General features: G+C 72.3%; 17 protein-coding genes. 8 read left to right on the top strand and 9 right to left on the bottom strand.

What is annotated here, in order from left to right; genetic code table 11:
* Positions 1-139 precede the first annotated feature (139 nt).
* Positions 140-880: an SDR family NAD(P)-dependent oxidoreductase gene (locus tag HA039_RS23330; protein ID WP_167033067.1), complete on the top strand. Its 741-nt coding sequence runs from the start codon at positions 140-142 to the stop codon at positions 878-880.
* 59 nt (positions 881-939) lie between these two features.
* Here HA039_RS23330 and HA039_RS23325 read toward each other — a convergent pair whose 3' ends face one another.
* Both HA039_RS23325 and HA039_RS23320 read right to left on the bottom strand, forming a co-directional pair.
* The gene (locus tag HA039_RS23325) at positions 940-1,134 is read right to left on the bottom strand and encodes a hypothetical protein (RefSeq protein WP_167033065.1); all 195 of its coding nucleotides are present in this window, start codon (positions 1,132-1,134) and stop codon (positions 940-942) included.
* A 131-nt stretch (positions 1,135-1,265) separates the two neighbouring features.
* Complete coding sequence (locus HA039_RS23320) at positions 1,266-2,411, bottom strand: PP2C family protein-serine/threonine phosphatase (RefSeq protein ID WP_243869684.1); 1,146 nt, start codon at positions 2,409-2,411, stop codon at positions 1,266-1,268.
* 106 nt (positions 2,412-2,517) lie between these two features.
* Between HA039_RS23320 and HA039_RS23315 the strand changes: the two genes are divergently transcribed.
* Entirely contained in the window at positions 2,518-3,807 is a 1,290-nt protein-coding gene (locus tag HA039_RS23315; RefSeq protein WP_167033063.1) for a GNAT family N-acetyltransferase, read from the top strand.
* 14 nt (positions 3,808-3,821) lie between these two features.
* Here HA039_RS23315 and HA039_RS23310 read toward each other — a convergent pair whose 3' ends face one another.
* The 3 genes from HA039_RS23310 to HA039_RS23300 form a co-directional block, all read right to left on the bottom strand.
* Entirely contained in the window at positions 3,822-4,676 is an 855-nt protein-coding gene (locus tag HA039_RS23310; RefSeq protein ID WP_167033061.1) for an Fpg/Nei family DNA glycosylase, read from the bottom strand.
* 134 nt (positions 4,677-4,810) lie between these two features.
* A complete protein-coding gene (locus HA039_RS23305; RefSeq protein WP_167033059.1) occupies positions 4,811-5,299 on the bottom strand; it encodes a ribose-5-phosphate isomerase in 489 nt (162 codons plus the stop codon).
* 92 nt (positions 5,300-5,391) lie between these two features.
* Entirely contained in the window at positions 5,392-5,982 is a 591-nt protein-coding gene (locus HA039_RS23300) for a biotin transporter BioY (RefSeq protein WP_167033057.1), read from the bottom strand.
* 233 nt (positions 5,983-6,215) lie between these two features.
* Here HA039_RS23300 and HA039_RS23295 point away from each other — a divergent pair, with 233 nt between their 5' ends.
* Complete coding sequence (locus HA039_RS23295; protein WP_167033055.1) at positions 6,216-6,857, top strand: superoxide dismutase; 642 nt, start codon at positions 6,216-6,218, stop codon at positions 6,855-6,857.
* Between the two features lie 192 nt (positions 6,858-7,049).
* Here the strand turns inward: HA039_RS23295 and HA039_RS23290 are convergent, their stop codons facing one another.
* Positions 7,050-7,682 carry a mycothiol-dependent nitroreductase Rv2466c family protein gene (locus HA039_RS23290; protein ID WP_167033053.1) on the bottom strand — a complete coding sequence of 211 codons (633 nt, stop codon included), beginning with the start codon at positions 7,680-7,682 and terminating at the stop codon, positions 7,050-7,052.
* 169 nt (positions 7,683-7,851) lie between these two features.
* Here HA039_RS23290 and pepN (HA039_RS23285) point away from each other — a divergent pair, with 169 nt between their 5' ends.
* A complete protein-coding gene (gene pepN / locus HA039_RS23285; RefSeq protein ID WP_167033051.1) occupies positions 7,852-10,446 on the top strand; it encodes an aminopeptidase N in 2,595 nt (864 codons plus the stop codon).
* Between the two features lie 104 nt (positions 10,447-10,550).
* Positions 10,551-11,654: a hypothetical protein gene (locus tag HA039_RS23280; RefSeq protein ID WP_167033049.1), complete on the top strand. Its 1,104-nt coding sequence runs from the start codon at positions 10,551-10,553 to the stop codon at positions 11,652-11,654.
* Positions 11,655-11,751: 97 nt separating this feature from the next.
* Here HA039_RS23280 and HA039_RS23275 read toward each other — a convergent pair whose 3' ends face one another.
* The gene (locus HA039_RS23275; protein ID WP_167033047.1) at positions 11,752-12,981 is read right to left on the bottom strand and encodes a serine hydrolase domain-containing protein; all 1,230 of its coding nucleotides are present in this window, start codon (positions 12,979-12,981) and stop codon (positions 11,752-11,754) included.
* A gap of 389 nt (positions 12,982-13,370) precedes the next feature.
* Between HA039_RS23275 and HA039_RS23270 the strand changes: the two genes are divergently transcribed.
* Positions 13,371-16,682: a S8 family serine peptidase gene (locus HA039_RS23270; RefSeq protein WP_208298693.1), complete on the top strand. Its 3,312-nt coding sequence runs from the start codon at positions 13,371-13,373 to the stop codon at positions 16,680-16,682.
* Positions 16,683-16,795: 113 nt separating this feature from the next.
* On the opposite strand, the gene HA039_RS23265 is transcribed toward HA039_RS23270, so the two are convergent.
* Together HA039_RS23265 and HA039_RS23260 are read right to left on the bottom strand one after the other, a co-directional pair.
* Entirely contained in the window at positions 16,796-17,539 is a 744-nt protein-coding gene (locus tag HA039_RS23265; protein WP_167033043.1) for a hypothetical protein, read from the bottom strand.
* 2 nt (positions 17,540-17,541) lie between these two features.
* Complete coding sequence (locus HA039_RS23260; protein ID WP_167033041.1) at positions 17,542-18,063, bottom strand: RNA polymerase sigma factor; 522 nt, start codon at positions 18,061-18,063, stop codon at positions 17,542-17,544.
* Between the two features lie 204 nt (positions 18,064-18,267).
* Between HA039_RS23260 and HA039_RS23255 the strand changes: the two genes are divergently transcribed.
* Together HA039_RS23255 and pepN (HA039_RS23250) are read left to right on the top strand one after the other, a co-directional pair.
* Positions 18,268-19,296, top strand: a complete 1,029-nt coding sequence (locus HA039_RS23255) for an aspartate-semialdehyde dehydrogenase (protein WP_167033038.1) — start codon at positions 18,268-18,270, stop codon at positions 19,294-19,296.
* Between the two features lie 353 nt (positions 19,297-19,649).
* Positions 19,650-22,229, top strand: coding sequence for an aminopeptidase N (gene pepN / locus HA039_RS23250; RefSeq protein WP_167033036.1), 2,580 nt, complete (start codon positions 19,650-19,652; stop codon positions 22,227-22,229).
* The last annotated feature ends 62 nt before the right edge of the window (positions 22,230-22,291 follow it).

Here is a 22,291-nt window from a genome sequence, read left to right as displayed (position 1 = left end):
CCGGCCGGGGGCGCGGGCGGTGCGGTACGACTGGGTCCGCGGCGATCACGTCGCACCGCTCGCCCCGCCGGTCACGCCGGTCACGCCGGTCACGCCGCAGTGGTCGCGGACGGCATGGGGAGATCACAGGAGGCATCACGTGTCACGTCCGGTCACCATCGTCACCGGGGGCAGCCGGGGAATCGGCGCGGCCACGTGCGTCCGGCTGGCCGCCGACGGGCACGACCTGGTCCTCGGGTACGTCAACGACGCCACCGCCGCCGAGTCGACCGCGCTCGCCGTGCGGGCGGCCGGGGCGCGGTGCCTCACCGTACGGGTGGACACCGCCGACGAGGCGGACGTGGAGCGGCTGTTCGACGTCGCCGCGGACCGGCTCGGGCCGGTGGACCACCTGGTCAACAACGCGGGGGTGACCGGCCCGCTGGGCCGCCTCGCCGACACCCGCACCGCCGACCTGCGGCGGGTGCTGGAGGTGAACCTCCTCGGCTACCTGCTCTGTTGCCGCCGGGCGGCCCGGGACATGGGGGCGCGCGGTTCGGGCGCCATCGTCAACGTCTCGTCCACCGCCGCCGGGCTCGGCAGTCCCGGCGAGTACGTCCACTACGCGGCGACGAAGGCGGCCACCGACTCCCTGACGCTCGGCCTGGCCAGGGAACTGGGCCCCGAGGGCATCCGCGTCAACGCGGTCGCGCCCGGCATCATCAACACCGGGATGCACGCGGCGATGGGCGACCCCGACCGCCCCGCCAAGGCCGCCGCCACCATCCCCCTGGGCCGCCCGGGCGAGCCCCAGGAGATCGCCGCCGCCATCTCCTGGCTCCTCTCCCCCGACGCCTCGTACACCACGGGCACGGTCCTGCGCGTCTCGGGCGGCCGGTAGGACGTCCACCGCCGGGGCCGCCCACCGAGGCCGGGGACGGGCGGCACGGGCGGTGCGGGTCAGGGGCGTTCGCGGCCCCGGATGCGCCAGGCGCGGAAGAGGAGGTACGCGCCCGCCAGCACCACCAGGGCGCCCAGGAACGCGTACTGGCTCTTGCCCGACATCCCCGAGCCGCTCACCGCGCCCGTGCCCTGGGCGATCCAGAGCGCGCCCAGCAAGCACAGAATGACCCCGCCCACACCGCGAACCACCATGTTCTGTTCCGTTCCGGGTCGCCCTGTCCGCGCGGATGCGCGCGTGACCGCCCCAGCTTCCTCCCTCGCCTCCCGCAGGGGAGCCGGGAAAGTCTTACGGAAGAAGAACGTCACCGCCGGCGAGGTGGACGTCACGCCTCGCGGCAGATCAGCAGCAGCGCCCGGTCGTCGTTGACGTCCTTGGCCACCGCCTCGATCAGGTGCCAGGCCGCGCCCTCGAAGCCGCCCGCCACATAGCGGTCGGCCTCGCCGGTCAGCCGGTCGATCCCCTCCGCGAGGTCCCGGCCCGGCGCCTCCACCAGCCCGTCGGTGAAGAGCATCAGGACGTCCCCCGGCCGCAACGAGCCCTTGACCGGGTCGAACTGCGCCGCGTCGTAGACACCCAGCAGCGGGCCCTCGCCGGACATCTCGTCCCAGCGGCCGCTGCCCGCGTGCAGTTGGAGGGCGGGCAGGTGGCCCGCGGAGAGCAGTTCGTAGTCGCCGGAGTCCAGGTCGAGGACCAGGTGGATGGAGGTGGCGAAGCCCTCGTCCCAGTCCTGCCGCAGCAGGTAGCCGTTGGCGGCGGTGAGGAAGCCGTGCGGAGGGAGCGACCCGAGCAGGCCGCCGAAGGCCCCCGACAGCAGCAGGGCGCGCGAGCCGGCGTCCATCCCCTTGCCGGACACGTCCGTGAGGACCACTTCGAGCGTGCGCCCGCCGTGCGTACGGGCCGCGACCACGAAGTCCCCGGAGAACGACTGCCCGCCCGCCGGGCGCAGCGCCATCTCGTGGTGCCAGCCCTGGGGCAGCTGCGGCAGCGCGCTCTGCACGCGGATGCGTTCGCGCAGGTCGAAGAGCATCGTCCCGCCGCGCCGCCAGGGCACCCCGACCCGGGCCCTGAACTGGGCGATGAGCAGGCCGAACAGCCCGCAGGCCGCCACGACCAGCACCACGCCGGGGGTGACCCGGCCGGTGCCTTCCGTGTACGGGCCGAGGACGACCGACTCGACGATCAGCGCGCCGGCCGCCGCCGCGTACAGGCCGAGCAGGCTGGCGGGCCGCAGCAGCAGACCGCCGGCCACGATGGGCAGGACGAGCGTGGAGGGCGCGCACCAGACCGGGACCGCGACGGTGACGACGGCGATGACCGGGACCGTGAGCAACAGGCCCGCGAGAGCGATCCAGTCGGACCCGTCCCCGCGGAAGTAGTCGACCCCTGATTTGCGCAGGGCGATACGGCCCCGGTGCAGTCTTCTGCGCATCCGGGCCGTGAAGGAGTCCGTTCTCGCGTTGCCGGCCATTGTTGTGGACCCTATCCATCCGCCTGCCCCGCGTGCAGGGGGACCCCTGTGACATTGTGTTCGAAATCGGGTCGCCCGATCGTCGTACCCCTGCTACTCATGGCATATGACGACTGATCTGCGTGTGCTCACGCCGGACGACTGGGACCGCTGGTACAAGGCGTTCGAGCACGCCTTCGGCGGTGTGACGGAGACCGCTCAGGAACGTGCCCTGTGGCGGGATCTCACGGAGTTCGGCCGCTCCCTCGGGGTCTGGGACGAGGACGAGTGCGTCGCGACGGCGGGGGCGTTCCGCTTCGGTCTCACGGTGCCGGGCGGCGCGCGGGTGGACGCGGCGGGGATCACGATGGTGAGCGTGGCGCCGACGTACCGGCGGCGCGGGCTGCTCTCGGCGATGATGCGGCGGCAGCTCGACGACGTGCGGGCGTGGGGTGAGCCGCTGGCGATCCTGACGGCGTCGGAACCGCCGATCTACGGGCGGTTCGGGTACGGGGCGGCGACGCAGGAGCTGGCCGCGGAGATCGACACGGCCCGGGTGCGGATCGCGCCGCCCCGCCGCGCCGTGGACGCGGACGGGGTCCCGCGGGGCGGGACCGGCGAGGGCGGGGCAGGGGCGGGCCGGATCCGGCTGCGGCAGGTCGGGGCGACCGACCCGGCCGTGCGGGCCGCGTGCGAGGAGATCTACGCCGCGGTGGTCCCGGAGCGGCCCGGCATGATCGCCCGTACGCCCGGCTGGGAGCGGCTGCCCGTCGTGAACGGGGAGCGCGAGCGCGACGGGATGTCGCCGGTCCAGTGCGTGCTGGTGGAGCGGGACGGCGAGGTGGCGGGCTTCACCCTCTACCGCGTGAAGCCGGAGTGGGACCGCTCGGGCCCGAAGGGCACGGTCGAGCTGCGCGAGCTGTACGCGCGGGACGCGGAGGCGTACGGCGAGCTGTGGCGCTTCCTCTTCGGCATCGACCTGACCTCGACGGTCCGGGCGCGCAACCGGCCCGTGGACGACCCGTTCCAGCACCTGGTCTCGGACGTGCGGCGCTGCGGGCTCCAGGTCAGGGACGCGCTGTACGTACGGCTGGTGGAGGTGGGCGCGGCGCTGGAGGCACGGACGTACCGGACGCCCGTGGACGTGGTGCTGGAGGTGGAGGACGCCTTCTGCCCCTGGAACGAGGGGCGTTGGCGGCTGACCGGGGACGCGAAGGGCGCGGCGTGCGTGCGCACCGCGGACCAGGCCGATCTGGCGCTGTCGGTACGGGAGTTGGCGGCGGCCTACCTGGGCGGCGTGTCGCTGACCTCGCTGGCGGGCGCGGGCCGCGTGACCGAACTGCGCCCGGGCGCCCTGGCGGAGGCGTCGACGGCGTTCAGCTCGGACGTCGCGCCGTGGCTGCCGCACGGGTTCTAGGGTCCGGACAGGCCCTAGGCGGGGGCGGGGGTCTGGCAGCGGGGGCACCAGAAGAGGTTGCGGGCGGCGAGGGGGGCGGTGCGGATCTCCGTACCGCACAGGAGGCACGGCATCGACGCCCGCCGGTAGACGTAGACCTCGCCGCCGTGATCGTCGACGCGGGGCGGGCGTCCCATGGCCTCGGGGGTGTGGGCGGGGCGGACGGTGTCGATGCGGTTGTTCCGTACGCCCTCGCGCATCAGCTCCACCAGGTCGGCCCAGATCGCGTCCCATTCGGCGCGGGTGAGGTCCTTGCCGGGGCGGTACGGGTCGATGCCGTGGCGGAAGAGGACCTCGGCGCGGTAGACGTTGCCGACCCCGGCGATGACCTTCTGGTCCATGAGGAGGGCGGCGACGGTCGTACGGGAGCGGGAGATCCGGGCCCAGGCCTTCTCGCCGTCGCTCCCGGCGTCCGCGGGGTCCTGGCCGGGGGCGTCGTCCCGTACCCGCAGGGGGTCGGGGCCGAGCCGGTCGTGTATCGCCTGCTTCTCGGGGGCGGTGATCAGGGCGCAGGTCGTGGGGCCGCGCAGGTCCATGTACGCCGTGGCGGAGACGAGGCGCAGCCGGACGGTGTCCGTGGGCGGTGGGGCGGGGGTGTCGCCGAGGGCGACCTTGCCGAAGAGGCCGAGGTGGACGTGGACCCAGCCGGTGTGCCCGAAGCCCAGGAAGAGGTGCTTGCCGTGGGCGTCCACCGTGTCGAGGACCTGACCGTCGAGCAGGGCCGCGCTGTCGGAGAACTTGCCCTGCGGGCTGCTGACCCGTACCGGCCGGCCGCCGAAGCGGTCGAGGTGGTCCTCGGCGAGGCGGTGGATCGTATGCCCCTCGGGCACGGTGGTCTCCTCGGATGCGGTCGGGACGGCGGTGCCGCGGAAGCGTGGTCGGCATGACGGTGCCGCCGGGCGGTGGTGCTCCGGGTGCCCGGCGGCACAGGGGTCGTGGGGTGGTGCCGGTCCTGCTGGTCCTGCTAGTCCTGCTGCGGGTGGTGCGGCGGGATCGGCGGGAGGACGTGGGTGGTCTCGTACTCCGCGAGCATCTCGATCCGGCGCGCGTGCCGCTCCTCGCCCGAGTACGGCGTCGTCAGGAAGGTCTCGACGAAGGAGGTCGCCTCCTCCTCCGTGTGCATCCGGCCGCCGACGGAGATGACGTTCGCGTTGTTGTGCTCGCGGCCCAGCGCCGCCGTCTGCTCGCTCCAGGCGAGGACGGCCCGTACGCCCTTGACCTTGTTGGCCGCGATCTGCTCCCCGTTGCCGGAGCCGCCGATCACGATGCCGAGGCTGTCCGGGTCGGCCGCCGTACGCTCCGCGGCGCGCAGGCAGAACGGCGGGTAGTCGTCCTGGGCGTCGTAGATGTGGGGCCCGCAGTCGACGGGCTCGTGGCCGTGGGCCGTGAGCCACTGGACCAGGTGGTTCTTGAGTTCAAAGCCGGCATGGTCGGAACCGAGGTACACGCGCATGCTCCGAGTGTGGCATGTGTGCCGCTGGGTGACCGTCATCGGGGCCGGACGGTGCGGGGCGGCGCGCGGTCCGGGTCGGCGGACGGTACGTGTCAGCCCCGGCGGCCGGCCAGCTTCCACGCGGCGGGCAGCGCGCCCATCGCCAGCGCCGCCTTGAGCGCGTCGCCCAGCAGGAACGGCACCAGGCCGACCGAGACCGCGGCGCTCAGCGACATGCCCGCGGAGACGGCGAGGTAGGGGACGCCCACCGCGTAGATGATCGCGGAGCCCAGCACCATCGTCCCGGCCGTCCGCACGACGGACCGGTCGCCGCCGCGGCGGGCCAGCGCGCCCACGACCGTCGCGGCGACCAGCATCCCGAGGACGTACCCGAGGGTGGGGAAGCCCGCGCCCGACGCGCCCTCGGAGAACCACGGGACCCCGGCCATGCCGAGCAGCGTGTACAGCGCCAGCGAGAGGAAGCCGCGGCCGGCGCCGAGGGAGACGCCGATGAGCAGCGCGGCGAACGTCTGTCCCGTGACCGGCACCGGCGAGCCGGGGACGGGCACCGAGAGCTGGGCCGCGAGGCCGGTCAGGACGGCGCCGCCGACCACCAGCGCGAGGTCCCGCGCGCGGGCGCGGTGGGCCGGGAGGAGATCGGCGAGGACCACTCCGGTACGGGGGGCGGCGGCAGCGGTGCTCATGGGGACTCCGGCGGTCGTGAGGGGGTGCGCCGGGGCAGGCCGTGGCGTGTACCGGGCAGGGGGACGGTCCGACCGTAACCCGGCCGTCCTGGCCCGATCACCGTCGGACGCCCACAAAGAGGAGGTCAGCGGCTTGTCGGGGGTGTCACAAGGGCGCTGCGCCTCCCTGAGCCCTCTTGCTGTTAGCGTGCACCTGCATAAGATGTGCAATAAGAGTTTCGGAGGGCTTGGACATGGCCGTTTACACACTTCCTGAACTTCCGTACGACTACGCGGCGCTCGAACCCGTCATCAACCCGCAGATCGTCGAGCTGCACCACGACAAGCACCACGCGGCCTACGTCAAGGGCGCCAACGACACGCTCGAACAGCTCGCGGAGGCGCGGGACAAGGAGTCGTGGGGGGCGATCAACGGGCTGGAGAAGAGCCTCGCGTTCCACCTCTCCGGCCACATCCTGCACTCGATCTACTGGCACAACATGACCGGTGACGGCGGCGGCGAGCCGCTCGCGGCGGACGGGGTCGGGGAGCTGGCCGACGCGATCGCCGCGTCCTTCGGGTCCTTCGCGGGCTTCAAGGCCCAGCTGACGAAGGCGGCGGCGACCACGCAGGGGTCGGGGTGGGGCGTGCTGGCGTACGAGCCCGTGAGCGGCCGGCTGATCGTGGAGCAGATCTACGACCACCAGGGCAACGTCGGCCAGGGCTCGGTCCCGATCCTCGTCTTCGACGCCTGGGAGCACGCCTTCTACCTCCAGTACAAGAACCAGAAGGTGGACTTCGTCGAGGCGATGTGGCGGGTCGTCAACTGGCAGGACGTGGCGAAGCGCTACAGCGCCGCCCGGAAGAACGCGAACAACCTCCTGATCGCCCCCTGACCGGGGGCCTCCCCCGTGCGGGGAGGCGGCGCACGTCCTGCTCGTGATCGTCTTCTCAACCTTCACGGCGGGCGGACGGAATGGACGGCCCCCGCGAGGACATGACTCGCGGGGGCCGTCCGCCGGTGGTTCCGGCCGGAAGAGCTGCCGTCCTGTCGGAAGAACGGTCGTCCTGTCGGAAGAACGGTCGTCCTAGTCGAAAATCGGGCCCTGGGTACGGGTCCGCTTGATCTCGTAGAAGCCCGGGATCGACGCCACCAGCAGCGTGCCGTCCCAGAGCTTCGCCGCGTCCTCGCCCTTGGGGGCCGGGGTGACGACCGGGCCGAAGAAGGCGACCTGCTCGCCGTCCGCGCCGGGGACCGCGATGACCGGGGTGCCGACCTCCTGGCCGACCTTGTCTATGCCTTCCTTGTGCGAGGCCCGCAGTTCCTTGTCGTACGCGTCGGAGTCGGCGTACTCCAGGAGGTCGGCCGGCAGGCCGACGTCCGCCAGGGACCCGGCGATCGCCTCGCGCGTGGGGCCCTCGCCCTGGTTGTGGATCCGGGTGCCGAGCGCGGTGTAGAGCTTGCCCACCACCTCGTCGCCGTGCTTCTGCTGGGCCGCGACCACCACGCGGACCGGCCCCCACGCCTGCGTCCGCATCATTTCCCGGTACTGCTCCGGCATCTCGTCGAGCCTGTCCTCGTTCAGGACGGCGAGGCTCATCACGTGCCAGCGGACGTCGATGTCCCTGACCTTCTCCACCTCCAGGACCCAGCGGGAGGTCATCCAGGCCCAGGGGCACAGCGGGTCGAACCAGAAATCGACGGGAGTCTTCTCGGACATGTCTCTCCTCGTGAACGGGCCTCGTGAACGGGCGTCCCGGCTACCCGCCGGTACCCGGCGGACCTCAGAGCGGCAACGTCCCCGCGCGACGCCGGAATTCCCGGCTGACCGAGCACGGCCGCACATGCGAGGATCGTCACTGTTTCGAACGAGCCACGAAGGAGTGCCCGTGCCCGGTGAGAATCTGTCCCGCGACGAGGCCCGTGTACGGGCCGGCCTGCTGTCCGTAGACGGGTACGAGGTCGACCTCGACCTGCGCTCGGCGGTGGGTGAGGCGCCGGACGGTCCCGGGCCCCGCACCTTCCGCTCGGTGACGACGATCCGCTTCCGCTCCTCGGAGCCCGGCGCGGCCACCTTCGCCGACCTGATCGCCCCGAGTGTGACCGCCGTCACCCTCAACGGCCGTGCCCTGGACCCCGCCACGGTCTTCGACGGCTCACGGGTCGCGCTGGAGGACCTCTGCGCGGAGAACGTGCTGGTGGTCGACGCGCGGTGCGCCTACAGCCGGTCCGGCGAGGGCATGCACCGCTTCGTCGACCCCGAGGACGGCGAGGTCTACCTCTACACGCAGTACGAGCCCGCCGACGCCCGCCGCGTCTTCACCAACTTCGAGCAGCCCGACCTCAAGGCCCCGTACCGCTTCCGGGTGACCGCGCCCGAGGGCTGGCGGGTCTGGAGCAACGGCGAGGGGACCCTGGGCGACGACGGGGCGTGGAGCTTCGCGGAGACGAAGCCGATCTCCACGTACATCACAACGGTCCTGGCGGGCCCGTACCACCACGTCACCGACTCCTACCGCCGTACGTTCGACGACGGCACGGTCCTGGAGATCCCGCTCGGCGCGATGTGCCGCAAGGGCCTCGCCCGCCACTTCGACGCGGACGACGTCTTCCTGCTGACCAAGCAGGGCCTGGACTTCTTCCACGACCACTTCGACTACCCGTACCCCTTCGGGAAGTACGACCAGGCGTTCGTGCCCGAGTACAACCTCGGCGCGATGGAGAACCCGGGCCTGGTGACCTTCCGCGAGGAGTACATCTTCCGCGGCAAGGTGACGCAGGCGTCGTACGAGCACCGGGCGAACGTCATCCTGCACGAGATGGCGCACATGTGGTTCGGCGACCTCGTCACCATGACCTGGTGGGACGACCTGTGGCTCAAGGAGTCCTTCGCGGAGTTCATGGGGACCTTCTCGCTCGTCGAGGCCACCCGCTTCCGGCACGGCTGGATCACCTTCGCCAACAACCGCAAGGCCTGGGCCTACCGCGCCGACCAACTGCCGTCCACGCACCCGATCACGGCCGACATCCGTGACCTGGAGGACGCCAAGCTGAACTTCGACGGGATCACGTACGCGAAGGGCGCCTCCGTCCTCAAGCAGCTCGTCGCGTACGTGGGCCGGGACGCGTTCCTGGAGGGCGCCCGGCGCTACTTCAAGCGGCACGCGTACGGCAACACCAGCCTCGGCGACCTGCTCGCCGTGCTGGAGGAGACGTCCGGCCGCGACATGACCGGCTGGTCGCGGTCCTGGCTGGAGACGGCCGGGGTCAACTCCCTCACCCCGGAGGCCGCGTACGGCGCCGACGGCCGGATCGCCGAACTGGCCGTCCTCCAGGACGCCGCCCCCTCCCACCCCGAACTGCGCCCGCACCGGGTCGCGGTCGGGCTCTACCACCGCACACCCGACGGGGACCTCGTCCGGTACGCGCGCGCCGAGACGGACGTCGCCGGACCCCGTACGGTCATCACCGAGCTGGCCGGCGCGGAGAAGCCCGACCTGATCCTGGTCAACGACGAGGACCTGACGTACTGCAAGACCCGCTTCGACGCGGCCTCGCTGGACACCCTGCGCACCCATCTCGGTTCCCTCACCGACCCGTTGGCGCGGGCGCTGTGCTGGTCCGCGCTGTGGAGCCTGACCCGCGACGCGCTGATGCCGGCCCGGGACTTCATCGGCCTGGTGCTCACCCACGGGGGGCGCGAGACGGACATCGGCGTGCTCCAGATGCTCCACACGTGGGCGCGGGGCGCCCTCACCCTCTACGCGGTCCCCGCGTGGCGCGAGGAGGGCGGGCGGCTGCTGGCCGAGGGCGCGCTGCGGGAGTTGCGGACGGCGGAGCCCGGCGGCCAGCACCAGCTGACCTGGGCCCGGTTCTTCGCCGCCGTCGCCACGACGGACGCGGACTTCCAGCTGCTCCAGGGGCTGCTGGACGGGACGGCCAAGGTCGACGGGCTCGACGTCGACCAGGAGTTGCGGTGGGGCTTCCTGGAGCCGCTGACCGCGCACGGCCGCGCGGACGAGGCGGCCGTCGCGGCCGAACTGGCCCACGACGACACCGCGTCGGGCAAGCGGCACGAGGTGCGCTGCCTGGCGGCCCGGCCGTCGGCGGCGGTGAAGGCGCAGGCGTGGGTGAGCCTGGTGGAGTCGGACACGCTGTCGAACGCGCTCGTCGAGGCGACGATCGCCGGGTTCGCCCGGTCGGACCAGCGGGAGCTGCTGGCCCCGTACGCGGAGAAGTACTTCGAGGTGATCGAGCGGGTGTGGGCGGAGCGTTCGATCCAGATCGCGATGCACGTCGTGCGCGGGCTGTTCCCGGCGGCGCAGGGCGACCGCTCGACCCTGGAGGCGGCCGAGGCGTGGCTCGCCTCGCACGAGGAGGTGGCCCCGGCGCTGCGCAGGCTGGTGCTGGAGGCGACGGACGACCTGGCGCGGTCGCTGCGGGGACAGGAGTGCGACGCGGCCGCGGCGGGGACCCGCGCGTGATCGGCACTCGAACGTCCGTACTTTAGGACGAGCTTGTCCGGTTTTGTCGACGAACAGGTAACAACGGGTTAGACGGTGGTCACAGGGTGGGGAGACCCCGGGACATGAACAACAACACCCCGGTCACCCCCCGCCCCCTCAGTCACCTCGTCGACGCGGTGCGGCGCCGCGTGTTCTCGGCCGCACAACTGCGCGAGCACGGCGTCGCGGCCGCGCGCGCCGCCGCGCAGTGCCGGCCCGGTGGCCCCTGGCAGCAACTGCTGCCGGGGGTCTACCTGTTGCACCCGGGGGCGCCGACGAGCGAGGAGCGGCTGCACGCGGTGCTGTTGTACGCGGGGCGGCCGGGGCCGGAGGCGAAGGGGGTGCCGGCGCAGCCGGGGTCGGTCCCGTCGCCCTCTCCCTCCGTTTCTTCCTCGGTTTCTCCCTCCGCCCGTCCCCCGGCGTCCCCGTACGGCGGGGTGATGGTGACGGGCCTCGCCGCGCTGGCGTTGCACGGGTTCGGGTCCACCCCGGGGTTGCGGGCCCTCGACGTGATCGACGTGCTCGTGCCGCGTACCCGCCGGCTGCGGTCCACGGGGTTCGCCCGGCTGATCCGCGCCCACGCGCTGCCCCGGCCCGAGCTGGTGACCGGGGTGCCGGTGGCGCCGGTGGCGCGCGCGGTGGCCGACGCGGTCGCGGAGCTGTCGGAGGCGGCAGACGTACGGGCGGTGCTGGCCGAGGCGGTACGCGGTGGTCACTGCGAACCGGCCGCTGTTGTGCGGGAGTTGAACCAGGCGCGGCTGCTGGCCCGCCCGCATGTGGTCGACGCGGTAGACGCGCTGCTCGCGGAGGGGCGGTCGCTGGCCGAGGGGCGGTTGTACGAGATGGTGCGGACGTACGCGCTGCCCGAGCCGGTCTGGAACGTCGACCTGCGGCTCCCGGGCGGCCTGCACCTGGGCGGGGTCGACGCGTACTGGCCGGAGCAGGCGGTGGCCGTGGAGCTGGACACGCGGGCGCCCCGGCAGGGCGGGCCGCAGGACGACGACGCGATCTGGTCGGAGTACGCCCGCAAGCGGGAGCACCTGGAGCGGCTGGGCGTCACGGTCGTCCATCTGACGCCGAGGAAGCTGCGGGAGTCCCTGGAGCAGCAGGCGATGGTGGTGGGGACGGCGCTGACGGCGGCGGACGAGCGGGACCCGGCGGCGTACGTGGTGGTCCTGCCGAGGTGAGGCGCGGCGGCGGCGCAGGAAGAGGGGACGGGCGCGACTCGCGCCCGTCCCCCGTCCCCTCTGTTCACCTCACCTCACGTCACTCGCGGGACTCCGCTCAGCCGCAGAACTCCGCCTCCACGACCTGCCCCGGGTCACCGGTCCAGTCGGCGTTGAAGTTCACGGCGAGCGAGTGGGTGCCGTCGGCGGTGGTGAAGGCGCCCGACGAGGAGCCGTGGACCCCGCCGCCGTGGCCCCAGACGACCGTGCCGCAGGACAACCGGGTCTTCTGCAGGCCGAGTCCGTAGCCGGAGCCGGGCTCGCCGCCCTCGGGCGTGACGGTGGTCCTCATCTCGTCGAGCTGGGCCGGGGGCAGCAGGCGGCCCTTGAGGAGCGCGCTGAAGAAGCGGTTGAGGTCGGCGGCGTCGGAGATCATGCTGCCGGCCGCTCCCGCCATCGTCGCGTTGAGTTCGGTGACGTCGTGGACCGTCTGCGCCGGGTCGTCGGCGAGGATCCCGTACGCGCGGCCCGACGGCCGCGGCAGCCGGGGGTCCGTACCGGGCAGGCGGGTGTCCGTCAGGTGCAGGGGGCGCAGGATGCGGCGCTCGATCTCGGTGGCGTACGAACGTCCCGTCACCTTCTCCACGACCATCCCGGCGAGCACGTAGTTGGTGTTGGAGTAGTTCCAGTCCGTGCCGGGGGCGAAGTCCGGCTCGTGTGCCATGGCGATCGCGACGAGTTCGCCCGGCTGCCAGGTCCGGTAGCGGTTCTTGAAGAACTCCGCGCTGAAGACCTTCCGCTGGAAGTCCGGGTCGGCGGTGTAGCCGTAGACGCCGCTGGTGTGGTTGAGGAGCTGGCGGATCGTCACCCGGCGTCCGTCGTGGCCGTGGCCGCTGACCACGCCGGGCAGCCAGTGGTCGACGGTGTCGTCCAGGTCGAGCCGTCCCTCGGCCTCCAGTTGGAGCAGGACCGTCGCGACGAACGTCTTGGTGATCGACCCGACGCGGAAGTGGTCGCGCGCCCCGCGTTCGCGGCCGGTGGCCGTGTCCCCAAGGCCGGCGGTGCCGGACCAGCTGCCGGTACGGGTCTCCGCGCGGGCGAGGACCCCGGGCACCCCGTCCGCGACGGCGGCGTCGAGCGCCCGCTGCGTGGCGGAGTGCCGCGCGCCGCGGTCGGCGGAGCCGATGCCCGCCGTGCCCGTGCTCGCCACCGCGGGGCCGACCAGCGCGGTGGACGCGAGGGCCGCCGCGGCGAGCGCCCCGGTCCAGGCGAGGCGGGCGCGGCGGGCGGCTCTGCGCGCGGGGCGGCTGGTGGGGGTGGCGTGCGAGGCGGTCGTACGTGCCGACATGGGGAACTCCTCCGTGCGTGCGATGTGGTCGGCGGACAGGACCGCTGCGGTGCGCGGGGAGTTGCCCGGGGCGGCGGGGTTGATCGTGTTCCGGTCGTTCGGAGGGGGCGGCGGCAGGATACGGGAGGGCCGCCCCCGGCCGCGTACTACGCGCGTCACCGCGCCCGCCGAGCGGAGGGAACGGCTCCGCGAGAGCGCCCAACCACCCCTCGGGCCGGGCATGTTCGCCGGTTGGGCCGGTTCCTCCTCCCTGGCGGTCGGGCCGCGTTGGCGGGTGTCCGCCATGACCGAATCCCGCCGCCGTCAACACTCCACAAACCTGTGTGCCGTACGAAAAGCTGAGCGGTCACCGGTACCGAAATCCGGATCTTCTCTTTCACACCACAGGGATGCTGATGACCTCCGAATCTGGCTCCATATCCGGGCCGAGACGCGTGGCCAGGATCGCGGCAGCCGCCGGCCTCGTCGCCGCGCTGATCGCCACCGGCGCCGCACCCGCCTTCTCCGAGACGGGCACCGACGACCCGGGCGCGACCGCCGCGGTGAAGTCGGACCGCGCGTCCGACAAGCTCGGCGCCGCGGACGCCCAACTGCTGTCCCAGGCCGAGGCCGAGGGCACGAAGAACGTCACCCTGATGGTCGCCACCGCCCCCGGCGCGACCGAGCAGGTGGCGGATCAGCTGGGCGACGTCGCGGGTGCGACCGTCGGCAAGACGTACGACAAGATCGGTTACGTACGCGCCACGCTCCCGACCGCCAAGGCGGACGCGGCGATCAAGGCGGCCGCGAAGCTCTCCTCCGTCCACGGGATCGACCTCAAGCAGGAGATCCAGCTGGACGACCCGACGCCGGCGGCCGACACGGTCGCGCACGCGAAGGGCTCCAAGGGTTCGGCCGCGGAGAAGTACCCGGCGCCGAGCAGCAAGACCCCGGCGAAGAACCCGTACAACCCGTCCTTCGAGACCGGTGCGGTCGACTTCGTCAAGCAGCACCCGAAGGCCGACGGCCGCGGTGTCACCATCGGCATCCTGGACTCCGGCGTCGACCTGGGCCACCCGGCCCTCCAGAAGACCACCACGGGCGAGCGCAAGATCGTCGACTGGGTGACCGCGACGGACCCGGTCAGCGACGGCGACGGCACCTGGCTGCGGATGAACAGCGCGGTCACCGGCCCCACGTTCACCGCGTCGGGCCGCACCTGGACCGCGCCGGCCGGCTCGTACAAGTTCATCCCCTTCGCCGAGCGCGTCACCACCGGCGGCGACATGGCCGGTGACCTGAACCGGGACGGCGACACGACCGACGCGTGGGGCGTGCTGTACGACCCCGCGAACGGCACCGTGCGGGTGGACCTGAACAACGACGGCAACTTCACGAACGACACCGCGCTGAAGCCGTACAAGGACGGCTTCCAGATCGGTTACTTCGGTACGGACAACCCCGCGACCCCGATCGTCGAGCGCATCCCGTTCGTGGTCGAGATCCGCAAGGACGTCGTCTACAACGCGTCCGGCGCGAAGTCCGACTACGTCAACATCGGTGTCATCGAGGGTGAGCACGGCACGCACGTCGCCGGCATCACCGCCGCCAACGGCCTGTTCGGCGGCAAGATGAACGGCGCCGCCCCCGGCGCCAAGCTGGTCTCCTCCCGCGCCTGCACGTGGAGCGGCGGCTGCACCAACATCGCGCTGACCGAGGGCATGGCCGACCTCGTCATCAACCGCGGCGTCGACATCGTCAACATGTCGATCGGCGGCCTGCCGCCCCTCAACGACGCCAACAACGCGCGCGCCCTGCTGTACACGCAGCTCATCGACACCTACGGCGTGCAGCTCGTGATCTCGGCCGGCAACGACGGCCCGGGCACCAACACCATCAGCGACCCCGCCGTGGCGGACAAGGTCATCTCGGTCGGCGCCTCCATCTCCAAGGAGACCTGGGCCGCCAACTACGGCTCCGGTGTGACGACCAAGTACGGCCTCCTGCCGTTCTCGGCCCGCGGCCCGCGTGAGGACGGCGGCTTCACGCCGACGATCACCGCGCCCGGCGCCGCGATCAACACCACCCAGACCTGGTACCCCGGTGGCCCGGTCGCCGAGGCGGGCTACACCCTGCCGCCCGGCTACTCCATGCTCCAGGGCACCTCGATGGCGTCCCCGCAGGCCACCGGCGCGAGCGCGCTGCTGATCTCGGCCGCCAAGCAGAAGCACCGCACGCTCACGCCCGCCGACCTGCGGACGGCGCTCACCAGCAGCGCCGACCGGATCCCCGGTCTCCAGGCGCACGAGCAGGGCGCGGGTCTCATCGACGTCGTCAAGGCGTGGAAGGAGATCGAGCACGGCGCCACCGCGCACGAGTACACGGTGAAGGCCCCGGTCGACACCACGCTCGACGACAGGCTCAAGACCCCGGGCTTCGGCACGGGTCTGTACGACCGCGACGGCGGCCTCCAGGCCGGCAAGAGCCGTACGTACGACGTCACCATCACCCGGACCACCGGCCCCAAGGGCGCGGTGGAACACCGGCTGGACTGGAAGAACGACGACGGCACGTTCCGGCTGCTCGGCAGTGACAAGATCAAGCTGCCGCTGAACCAGCCGGTCACCGTCACCGTCCAGGCAAGGCCCACCTCGGCGGGCGTGCACAGCGCGATCCTGGAGGCGGACGACCGCCGTACGGAGGGCGTGGACAAGCAGATCCTCGCCACCGTGGTCGTCTCCAAGGAGCTGGCGAAGCCGACGTACGCCTTCCAGGCGACCAGCTCGGTGCAGCGCAACAGCTCGAAGTCGTACTTCCTGACGGTGCCGGCGGGCGCGAAGACCCTGGAGGTGGCGCTCGGCGGACTCGCCAAGGACAGCCAGACCCGGTTCATCTCGATCCACCCGTACGGTGTGCCGGTCGAGGACAGCTCGACGATCTTCTGCTACCCGAACTACCCGAACCCCACCAACACCTGCCGCCCGGACGTGCGTTCGTACACGGACCCGACGCCCGGCGTGTGGGAGATCGAGGTCGAGGCGCGTCGTACGTCGCCGCTGCTCGACAACAAGTACACGCTCGACGTGTCGCTGCTCGGTGCCACCTTCGACCCGGCGGTGACCACGCTGCCCGAGGCGAAGATCGGCACGCCCACCCCGGTCCAGTGGACGGTCAAGAACGACTTCGCGGCCCTCGACGGCAAGCTCGCGGGCGGTCCGCTGGGCTCGGCGAAGATCGAACGGCCGACGATCGCGAACCTGGACCAGCTCGTCTCCACGATCGTCGTCGGTGAGGGCGTCGACCGCCTCGACGTCGCCATCGGCAACCCCTCGGACCTCTCCGCCGACCTCGACCTCACGGTCGCCAAGGACGGCGTGGTCGTGGGCCAGTCGGCCGACGGTGACTCCGAGGAGTCGGTCAGCCTCACCAAGCCCGCCGCCGGTACGTACACGGTGGTGGTCGACGGCTACTCGGTCCCGGCCGGCACGACGGAGTTCGACTACCGCGACGTCTACTACTCGGCGGCGCTCGGCTCCATCAAGGTCGACGACTCGAAGCCGGTGAAGCTCGCCAGCGGCGCGTCGGCGCAGGTCACGGCCGAGGTCGTGGTGAACAGCGCGGCTCCCGAGGGACGTCAGTTCTTCGGCGACGTGAGCCTGTTGAACGCGCGCGGCACCGTCGCGGGCGGCGGCAGCGTCCAGATCACGAAGACCACCGGCTGAACCGAGCCGGTGTGACCCACAGGTGATGCCCCGGTCCCCCGCTGCGGGGGGCCGGGGCATCGCCCTTTCCGGCCGGGACCACGCTCGCCGGGACCACGCTCGCCGGGAGCGGGTCAGCCGACGCGGCACTCCAGCCCCCGGGCCTCGGGGAGCGCCCGCTCGACCCAGCGGCGTCCCCACTCCAGGGCGTCACGCGGCGGCTCCGACGTGCCGTCGTGGGTGGACTCGCCGTCATGAGCGGACTCGCGGTCGTACGCCGGGTCACCGGCCCGGAAGGTCAGTGGTGGCTCCCCCGGGGTCCCGGAGACGACGACCAGCATGCGCGCGCCCTTCCGGTAGTACGCCGGGACCTCCGCGCCCTCTTCGGTGAAGACCAGTCGCGGCTTCCCCGCCGCCGGCCGGTAGGACTGCTCGACGTCGAGCACGATCCTGAACCGGTGCCGGCCGCCCGCGGGCTCCACCCCGGCGATCGTCCCCTCGGCGATCGCGGTGGAGCAGGCGACGAGGCCCCCGTCGGTGAGCAGGGCCTGCCCCCCGCCGCCCCCGTGGTGCGCGGCGAGGTACGCGCCGCCCGTGCCCAGGAGCGCGAGGGCGACGGACGCCGCGAGGCCGTACAGCACGCGGCGCCGGAACCGCGCCCGCCGGCGCCCAGCCGGGGCCGGTTCGGGGGCCGGTTCGGGCGTGGGGGCCGCCGCACCGGCCAGGCCGTCGCCGATCCGGTGGAGGTGCTCCCGTACCAGCGCCATGTCCCGCTCGGCCGCCGCGCGCCCGGCACCCCCCTCCCCTTCCCGGGGGACGGATTCCCGCGGGACGGACTCCCCCAGCAGCACCGCCATCAGGTGCTCGTCCCTGTCCACCCTCACACCACCTCTTCCAGTCGAAGGCGCTCCCGCATCAGCTTCGCCGCCGCGAACAGCCGGCTCTTGACCGTGCCCACCGGGATCCCCAGCTCCTCGGCGATCCGCGGCACCGACAGGTCCGCGTAGTAGCGCAGGACGAGCACCTGCCGCTGCGCCTCGGGCAGCCCGTCGAGCGCCTCGGCGACGGCCATGGCCAGCAGGCCGCTCTCCGGGCCGCCCTGGACCCCCGCGTCCGGGGCGCTCAGCAGGGTGAGCCGGGCGCTGACCCGCTCCTGCCGGTGGTGGGTGCGGTGCCAGTCCGCCGCGAGGTTCGACGCGACCACGGCCGCCCACGCGCCGACGTCGCGCGGCGGCTCCTGGCCGCGCGCCCGGCGCTCCAGCAGCCGCAGCCGTACCTGCTGCAAGCCGTCCGGCAGGTCCGCCTGCGGTACGCCCCCGAGCGCGAGCACCGCGCGCACCCGGCCGGCCTGGACCTCGTCCAGCGGATCCGCCGCCGCACCCGGGGATCTCCTGATCCGCACCGATGCTCTCCCCTCCGTCACCCGCCCCAGCACTTCGCGCCACTCCTTGGACGCGGGAGTCGTACGAAACGTTCGACGCGCGTGCCGCGACCGCCCCGTCCCGTCCTTCGGACAAGTGATTGGACAAGACCGGCGGCCCGACCCGCATCATGGAACGGCACCCATGCAGCTCGTGCATACGCGCGTACAGACGGAGGACACCCCGTGAAGGTCGGAATCGTCGGAGCCACCGGTCAGGTCGGCACAGTCATGCTCAGGATCCTGGCCGAGCGGAACTTCCCGGTCACCGAGCTGCGGCTCTTCGCCTCCGCCCGGTCCGCGGGGTCCACCCTCGACTGGCGGGGCGAGCCGGTCACGGTGGAGGACTCGGGCACGGCGGACTGGTCGGGTCTCGACATCGTGATCTTCTCCGCCGGGGGGTCGACGTCGAAGGCGCTGGCCGAGAAGGTCGCCGCCCAGGGCGCCGTCGTGATCGACAACTCGTCCGCGTGGCGGCGTGACCCGCAGGTCCCGCTGGTCGTCTCCGAGGTCAACCCGCACGCGATCAAGGACCGCCCCAAGGGCATCATCGCGAACCCGAACTGCACCACGATGGCCGCCATGCCCGTGCTGCGCCCGCTGCACGACGAGGCGGGGCTCGCCGCGCTGGTCGCCACCACCTACCAGGCGGTCTCCGGGTCGGGGCTGGCCGGGGTCGCGGAGCTGCACGAGCAGGCGAAGCGGGTCGTCGCCGACGCGGACAGGCTGACGCACGACGGCGGGGCGGTCGAGTTTCCCGCGCCGGCCGTCTACCAGCGCCCCATCGCCTTCAACGTGGTGCCGCTCGCGGGCAACCTCGTGGACGACGGCTCCTTCGAGACCGACGAGGAGCAGAAGCTCCGCAACGAGTCCCGCAAGATCCTGGAGATCCCGGAGCTGAAGGTGTCCGGGACGTGCGTACGGGTGCCGGTGTTCTCCGGGCACTCACTCCAGGTGAACGTGCGCTTCGACCGCCCGATCAGCGTGGAGCGGGCGTACGAGCTGCTCAAGGACGCGCCGGGCGTCGAGCTGTCGGACATCCCGACCCCGCTCCAGGCGGCCGGGAAGGACGCGTCCTTCGTGGGGCGCATCCGGGTCGACGAGACGGTCGAGAACGGCCTGGCGCTGTTCGTCTCCAACGACAACCTCCGCAAGGGCGCGGCCCTGAACGCGGTCCAGATCGCGGAGCTGGTCGCAGCGGAACTCACGGGCTGACCCCGGATCTGCGTGCGGGCCCGGCCAGGAGAACGGCCGGGCCCGCCGTCACCCGGGACGACCGTCAGCGCGGCCCGTCGGCCAGACCGTCCCCGATGCTCCGGTCCCAAACCACACCGTCGCCACTCGCCTCCCACGCCCCGAAAGAGTCTGCGTAGTCGGACTCCGCGGATTCCGGCCGCGCGTCGCGCGGCGGTTCGACCGGCACGTTCATCGCGGCGCCTCCTTCCGCGGTCAGCGTAGGAACGGCGCCCGTCCTCTCCGCCACGGTAGCCCGAGGTCCCCACGATCGGGTGAACGCGACCCGCCGTGGAAGGATGAGCCGAAACGTCCTATACCGAGGAGATGACCGGGTGCCTGGCACAAATCTGACCCGCGAGGAGGCGCAGCTGCGTGCGCGCCTGCTCACCGTGGACTCGTACGCGATCGACCTCGACCTGAGCGGGGCCCAGGAGGGCGGTACCTACCGGTCCGTGACCACGGTCCGCTTCGACAGCGCCGAGGCCGGGGCAGAGACCTTCATCGACCTGGTGGCGCCCGCCGTCCACGAGGTCGTCCTCAACGGCACCCCGCTGGACGCCGCCGCCGTCTTCAAGGACTCGCGGATCGCGCTGCCCGGCCTGCTGGAGGGTCCGAACGACCTGACGGTCGTCGCGGAGTGCGCGTACACCAACACCGGCGAGGGGCTGCACCGGTTCGTCGACCCGGTCGACGAGCAGGCCTACCTGTACACGCAGTTCGAGGTCCCGGACGCCCGGCGGGTGTTCGCGTCGTTCGAGCAGCCGGACCTCAAGGCGACGTTCCAGTTCTCCGTGCGGGCCCCCGAGGGCTGGACGGTCATCTCCAACTCGCCGACGCCGGAGCCGAAGGACAACCTCTGGCACTTCGCGCCGACGCCGCGCATCTCGACGTACATCACGGCCCTGATCGCCGGTCCGTACCACGCGGTGCACAGCACGTACGAGAAGGACGGCCAGTCGGTGCCGCTGGGCATCTACTGCCGGCCGTCGCTGGCGGAGTTCCTGGACGCGGACGCGATCTTCGAGGTCACCCGGCAGGGATTCGCCTGGTTCCAGGAGAAGTTCGACTACGACTACCCCTTCGCCAAGTACGACCAGCTGTTCGTCCCGGAGTTCAACGCGGGCGCGATGGAGAACGCGGGCGCGGTGACCATCCGCGACCAGTACGTGTTCCGCTCGAAGGTCACGGACGCGGCGTACGAGACGCGCGCCGAGACGATCCTGCACGAGCTGGCGCACATGTGGTTCGGCGACCTGGTCACCATGGAGTGGTGGAATGACCTCTGGCTGAACGAGTCGTTCGCCACGTACACCTCGATCGCCTGCCAGGCCGACGCGCCCGGCTCCCGGTGGCCGCAGTCGTGGACGACGTTCGCCAACTCCATGAAGACCTGGGCCTACCGCCAGGACCAGCTGCCCTCCACGCACCCGATCATGGCGGACATCCGCGACCTGGACGACGTGCTGGTCAACTTCGACGGCATCACGTACGCCAAGGGCGCGTCGGTGCTCAAGCAGCTCGTCGCGTACGTCGGCCAGGACGAGTTCTTCCGGGGCGTGCAGGCGTACTTCAAGGCGCACGCCTTCGGGAACTCGCGCCTCTCCGACCTGCTGGGCGCGCTGGAGGAGACCTCCGGGCGTGACCTCAAGTCCTGGTCGAAGGCGTGGCTGGAGACGGCCGGGATCAACATCCTGCGCCCGGAGATCACCCTCGACGCGTCGGGGCACGTGGCGTCGTTCTTCGTCACGCAGGAGGCGCCCGCGCTGCCCGCCGGCGCCAAGGGCGAGCCCGTCCTGCGGCCGCACCGCATCGCGATCGGCTGCTACGACCTGGACGCGAACGGCAAGCTGGTCCGTACGAGCCGGATCGAGCTGGACGTCGACGGCGAGCGCACGGAGGTGCCGTTCCCGCAGAACACCCCGCGTCCGGCGGTCGTCCTGCTCAACGACGACGACCTGTCGTACGCGAAGGTCCGCCTCGACGAGGAGTCGCTGCGGGTCGTCACCGCGCACCTGGGCGACTTCGCCGAGTCGCTGCCGCGCGCCCTGTCCTGGGCCTCCGCGTGGGACATGACGCGGGACGGCGAGCTGGCGACGCGCGACTACCTGGCGCTGGTGCTGTCCGGGATCTCCAAGGAGACGGACATCGGCGTCGTGCAGTCGCTGCACCGCCAGGTGAAGCTGGCGCTCGACCTGTACGCGGCGCCGGTGTGGCGCGAGACGGGCCTGACGCAGTGGACGGAGGCGACGCTCGCGCACCTGCGGGCGGCGGAGCCGGGCAGCGACCACCAGCTGGCGTGGGCGCGGGCGTTCGCGTCGACCGCCCGTACGCCGCAGCAGCTGGACCTGCTCCAGGGGCTGCTGGACGGTACGGAGACGGTCGAGGGCCTGGCCGTGGACACGGACCTGCGCTGGGCGTTCGTGCAGCGGCTCGCGGCGGTCGGGGTGCACGACACCGAGGAGATCGCGGCGGAGTACGAGCGCGACAAGACCTCGGCGGGCGAGCAGCACGCGGCGGCGGCACGCGCGGCGCGGCCGACGGCCGAGGCGAAGGCCGAGGCGTGGGCGTCGGTCGTGGAGAGCGACAAGCTCCCGAACTCCCTCCAGGAGGCGGTGATCGGCGGCTTCGTCCAGACCGACCAGCGCGAGCTGCTCGCGCCGTACACGGAGAAGTACTTCGCGGCGGTCGCGGAGGTGTGGGAGTCCCGCTCGCACGAGATGGCGCAGCAGGTGGCGGTGGGCCTGTACCCGTCGCTCCAGGTCTCGCGGGAGACGCTGGACGCGACGGACGCGTGGCTGGCGTCAGCGGGCCCGAACGCGGCCCTGCGCCGCCTGATCTCGGAGTCGCGCGCGGGCGTGGAGCGCGCCCTGCGAGCCCAGCAGGCGGACGCGGCGGCGGCGCCGTCGGCGTAGCCCCCTGTCCAGCGGGGCCCTGTCCGGGGGACGTTCCCACCGGACGGGGCCCCGCTGTCTGT

This window comes from Streptomyces liangshanensis (genome assembly GCF_011694815.1).
Taxonomy (GTDB): Bacteria; Actinomycetota; Actinomycetes; order Streptomycetales; family Streptomycetaceae; genus Streptomyces; species Streptomyces liangshanensis.
The sequence above is the reverse complement of the archived record's forward strand: the minus strand, read 5'-3'. Positions and strand labels throughout refer to the sequence as shown.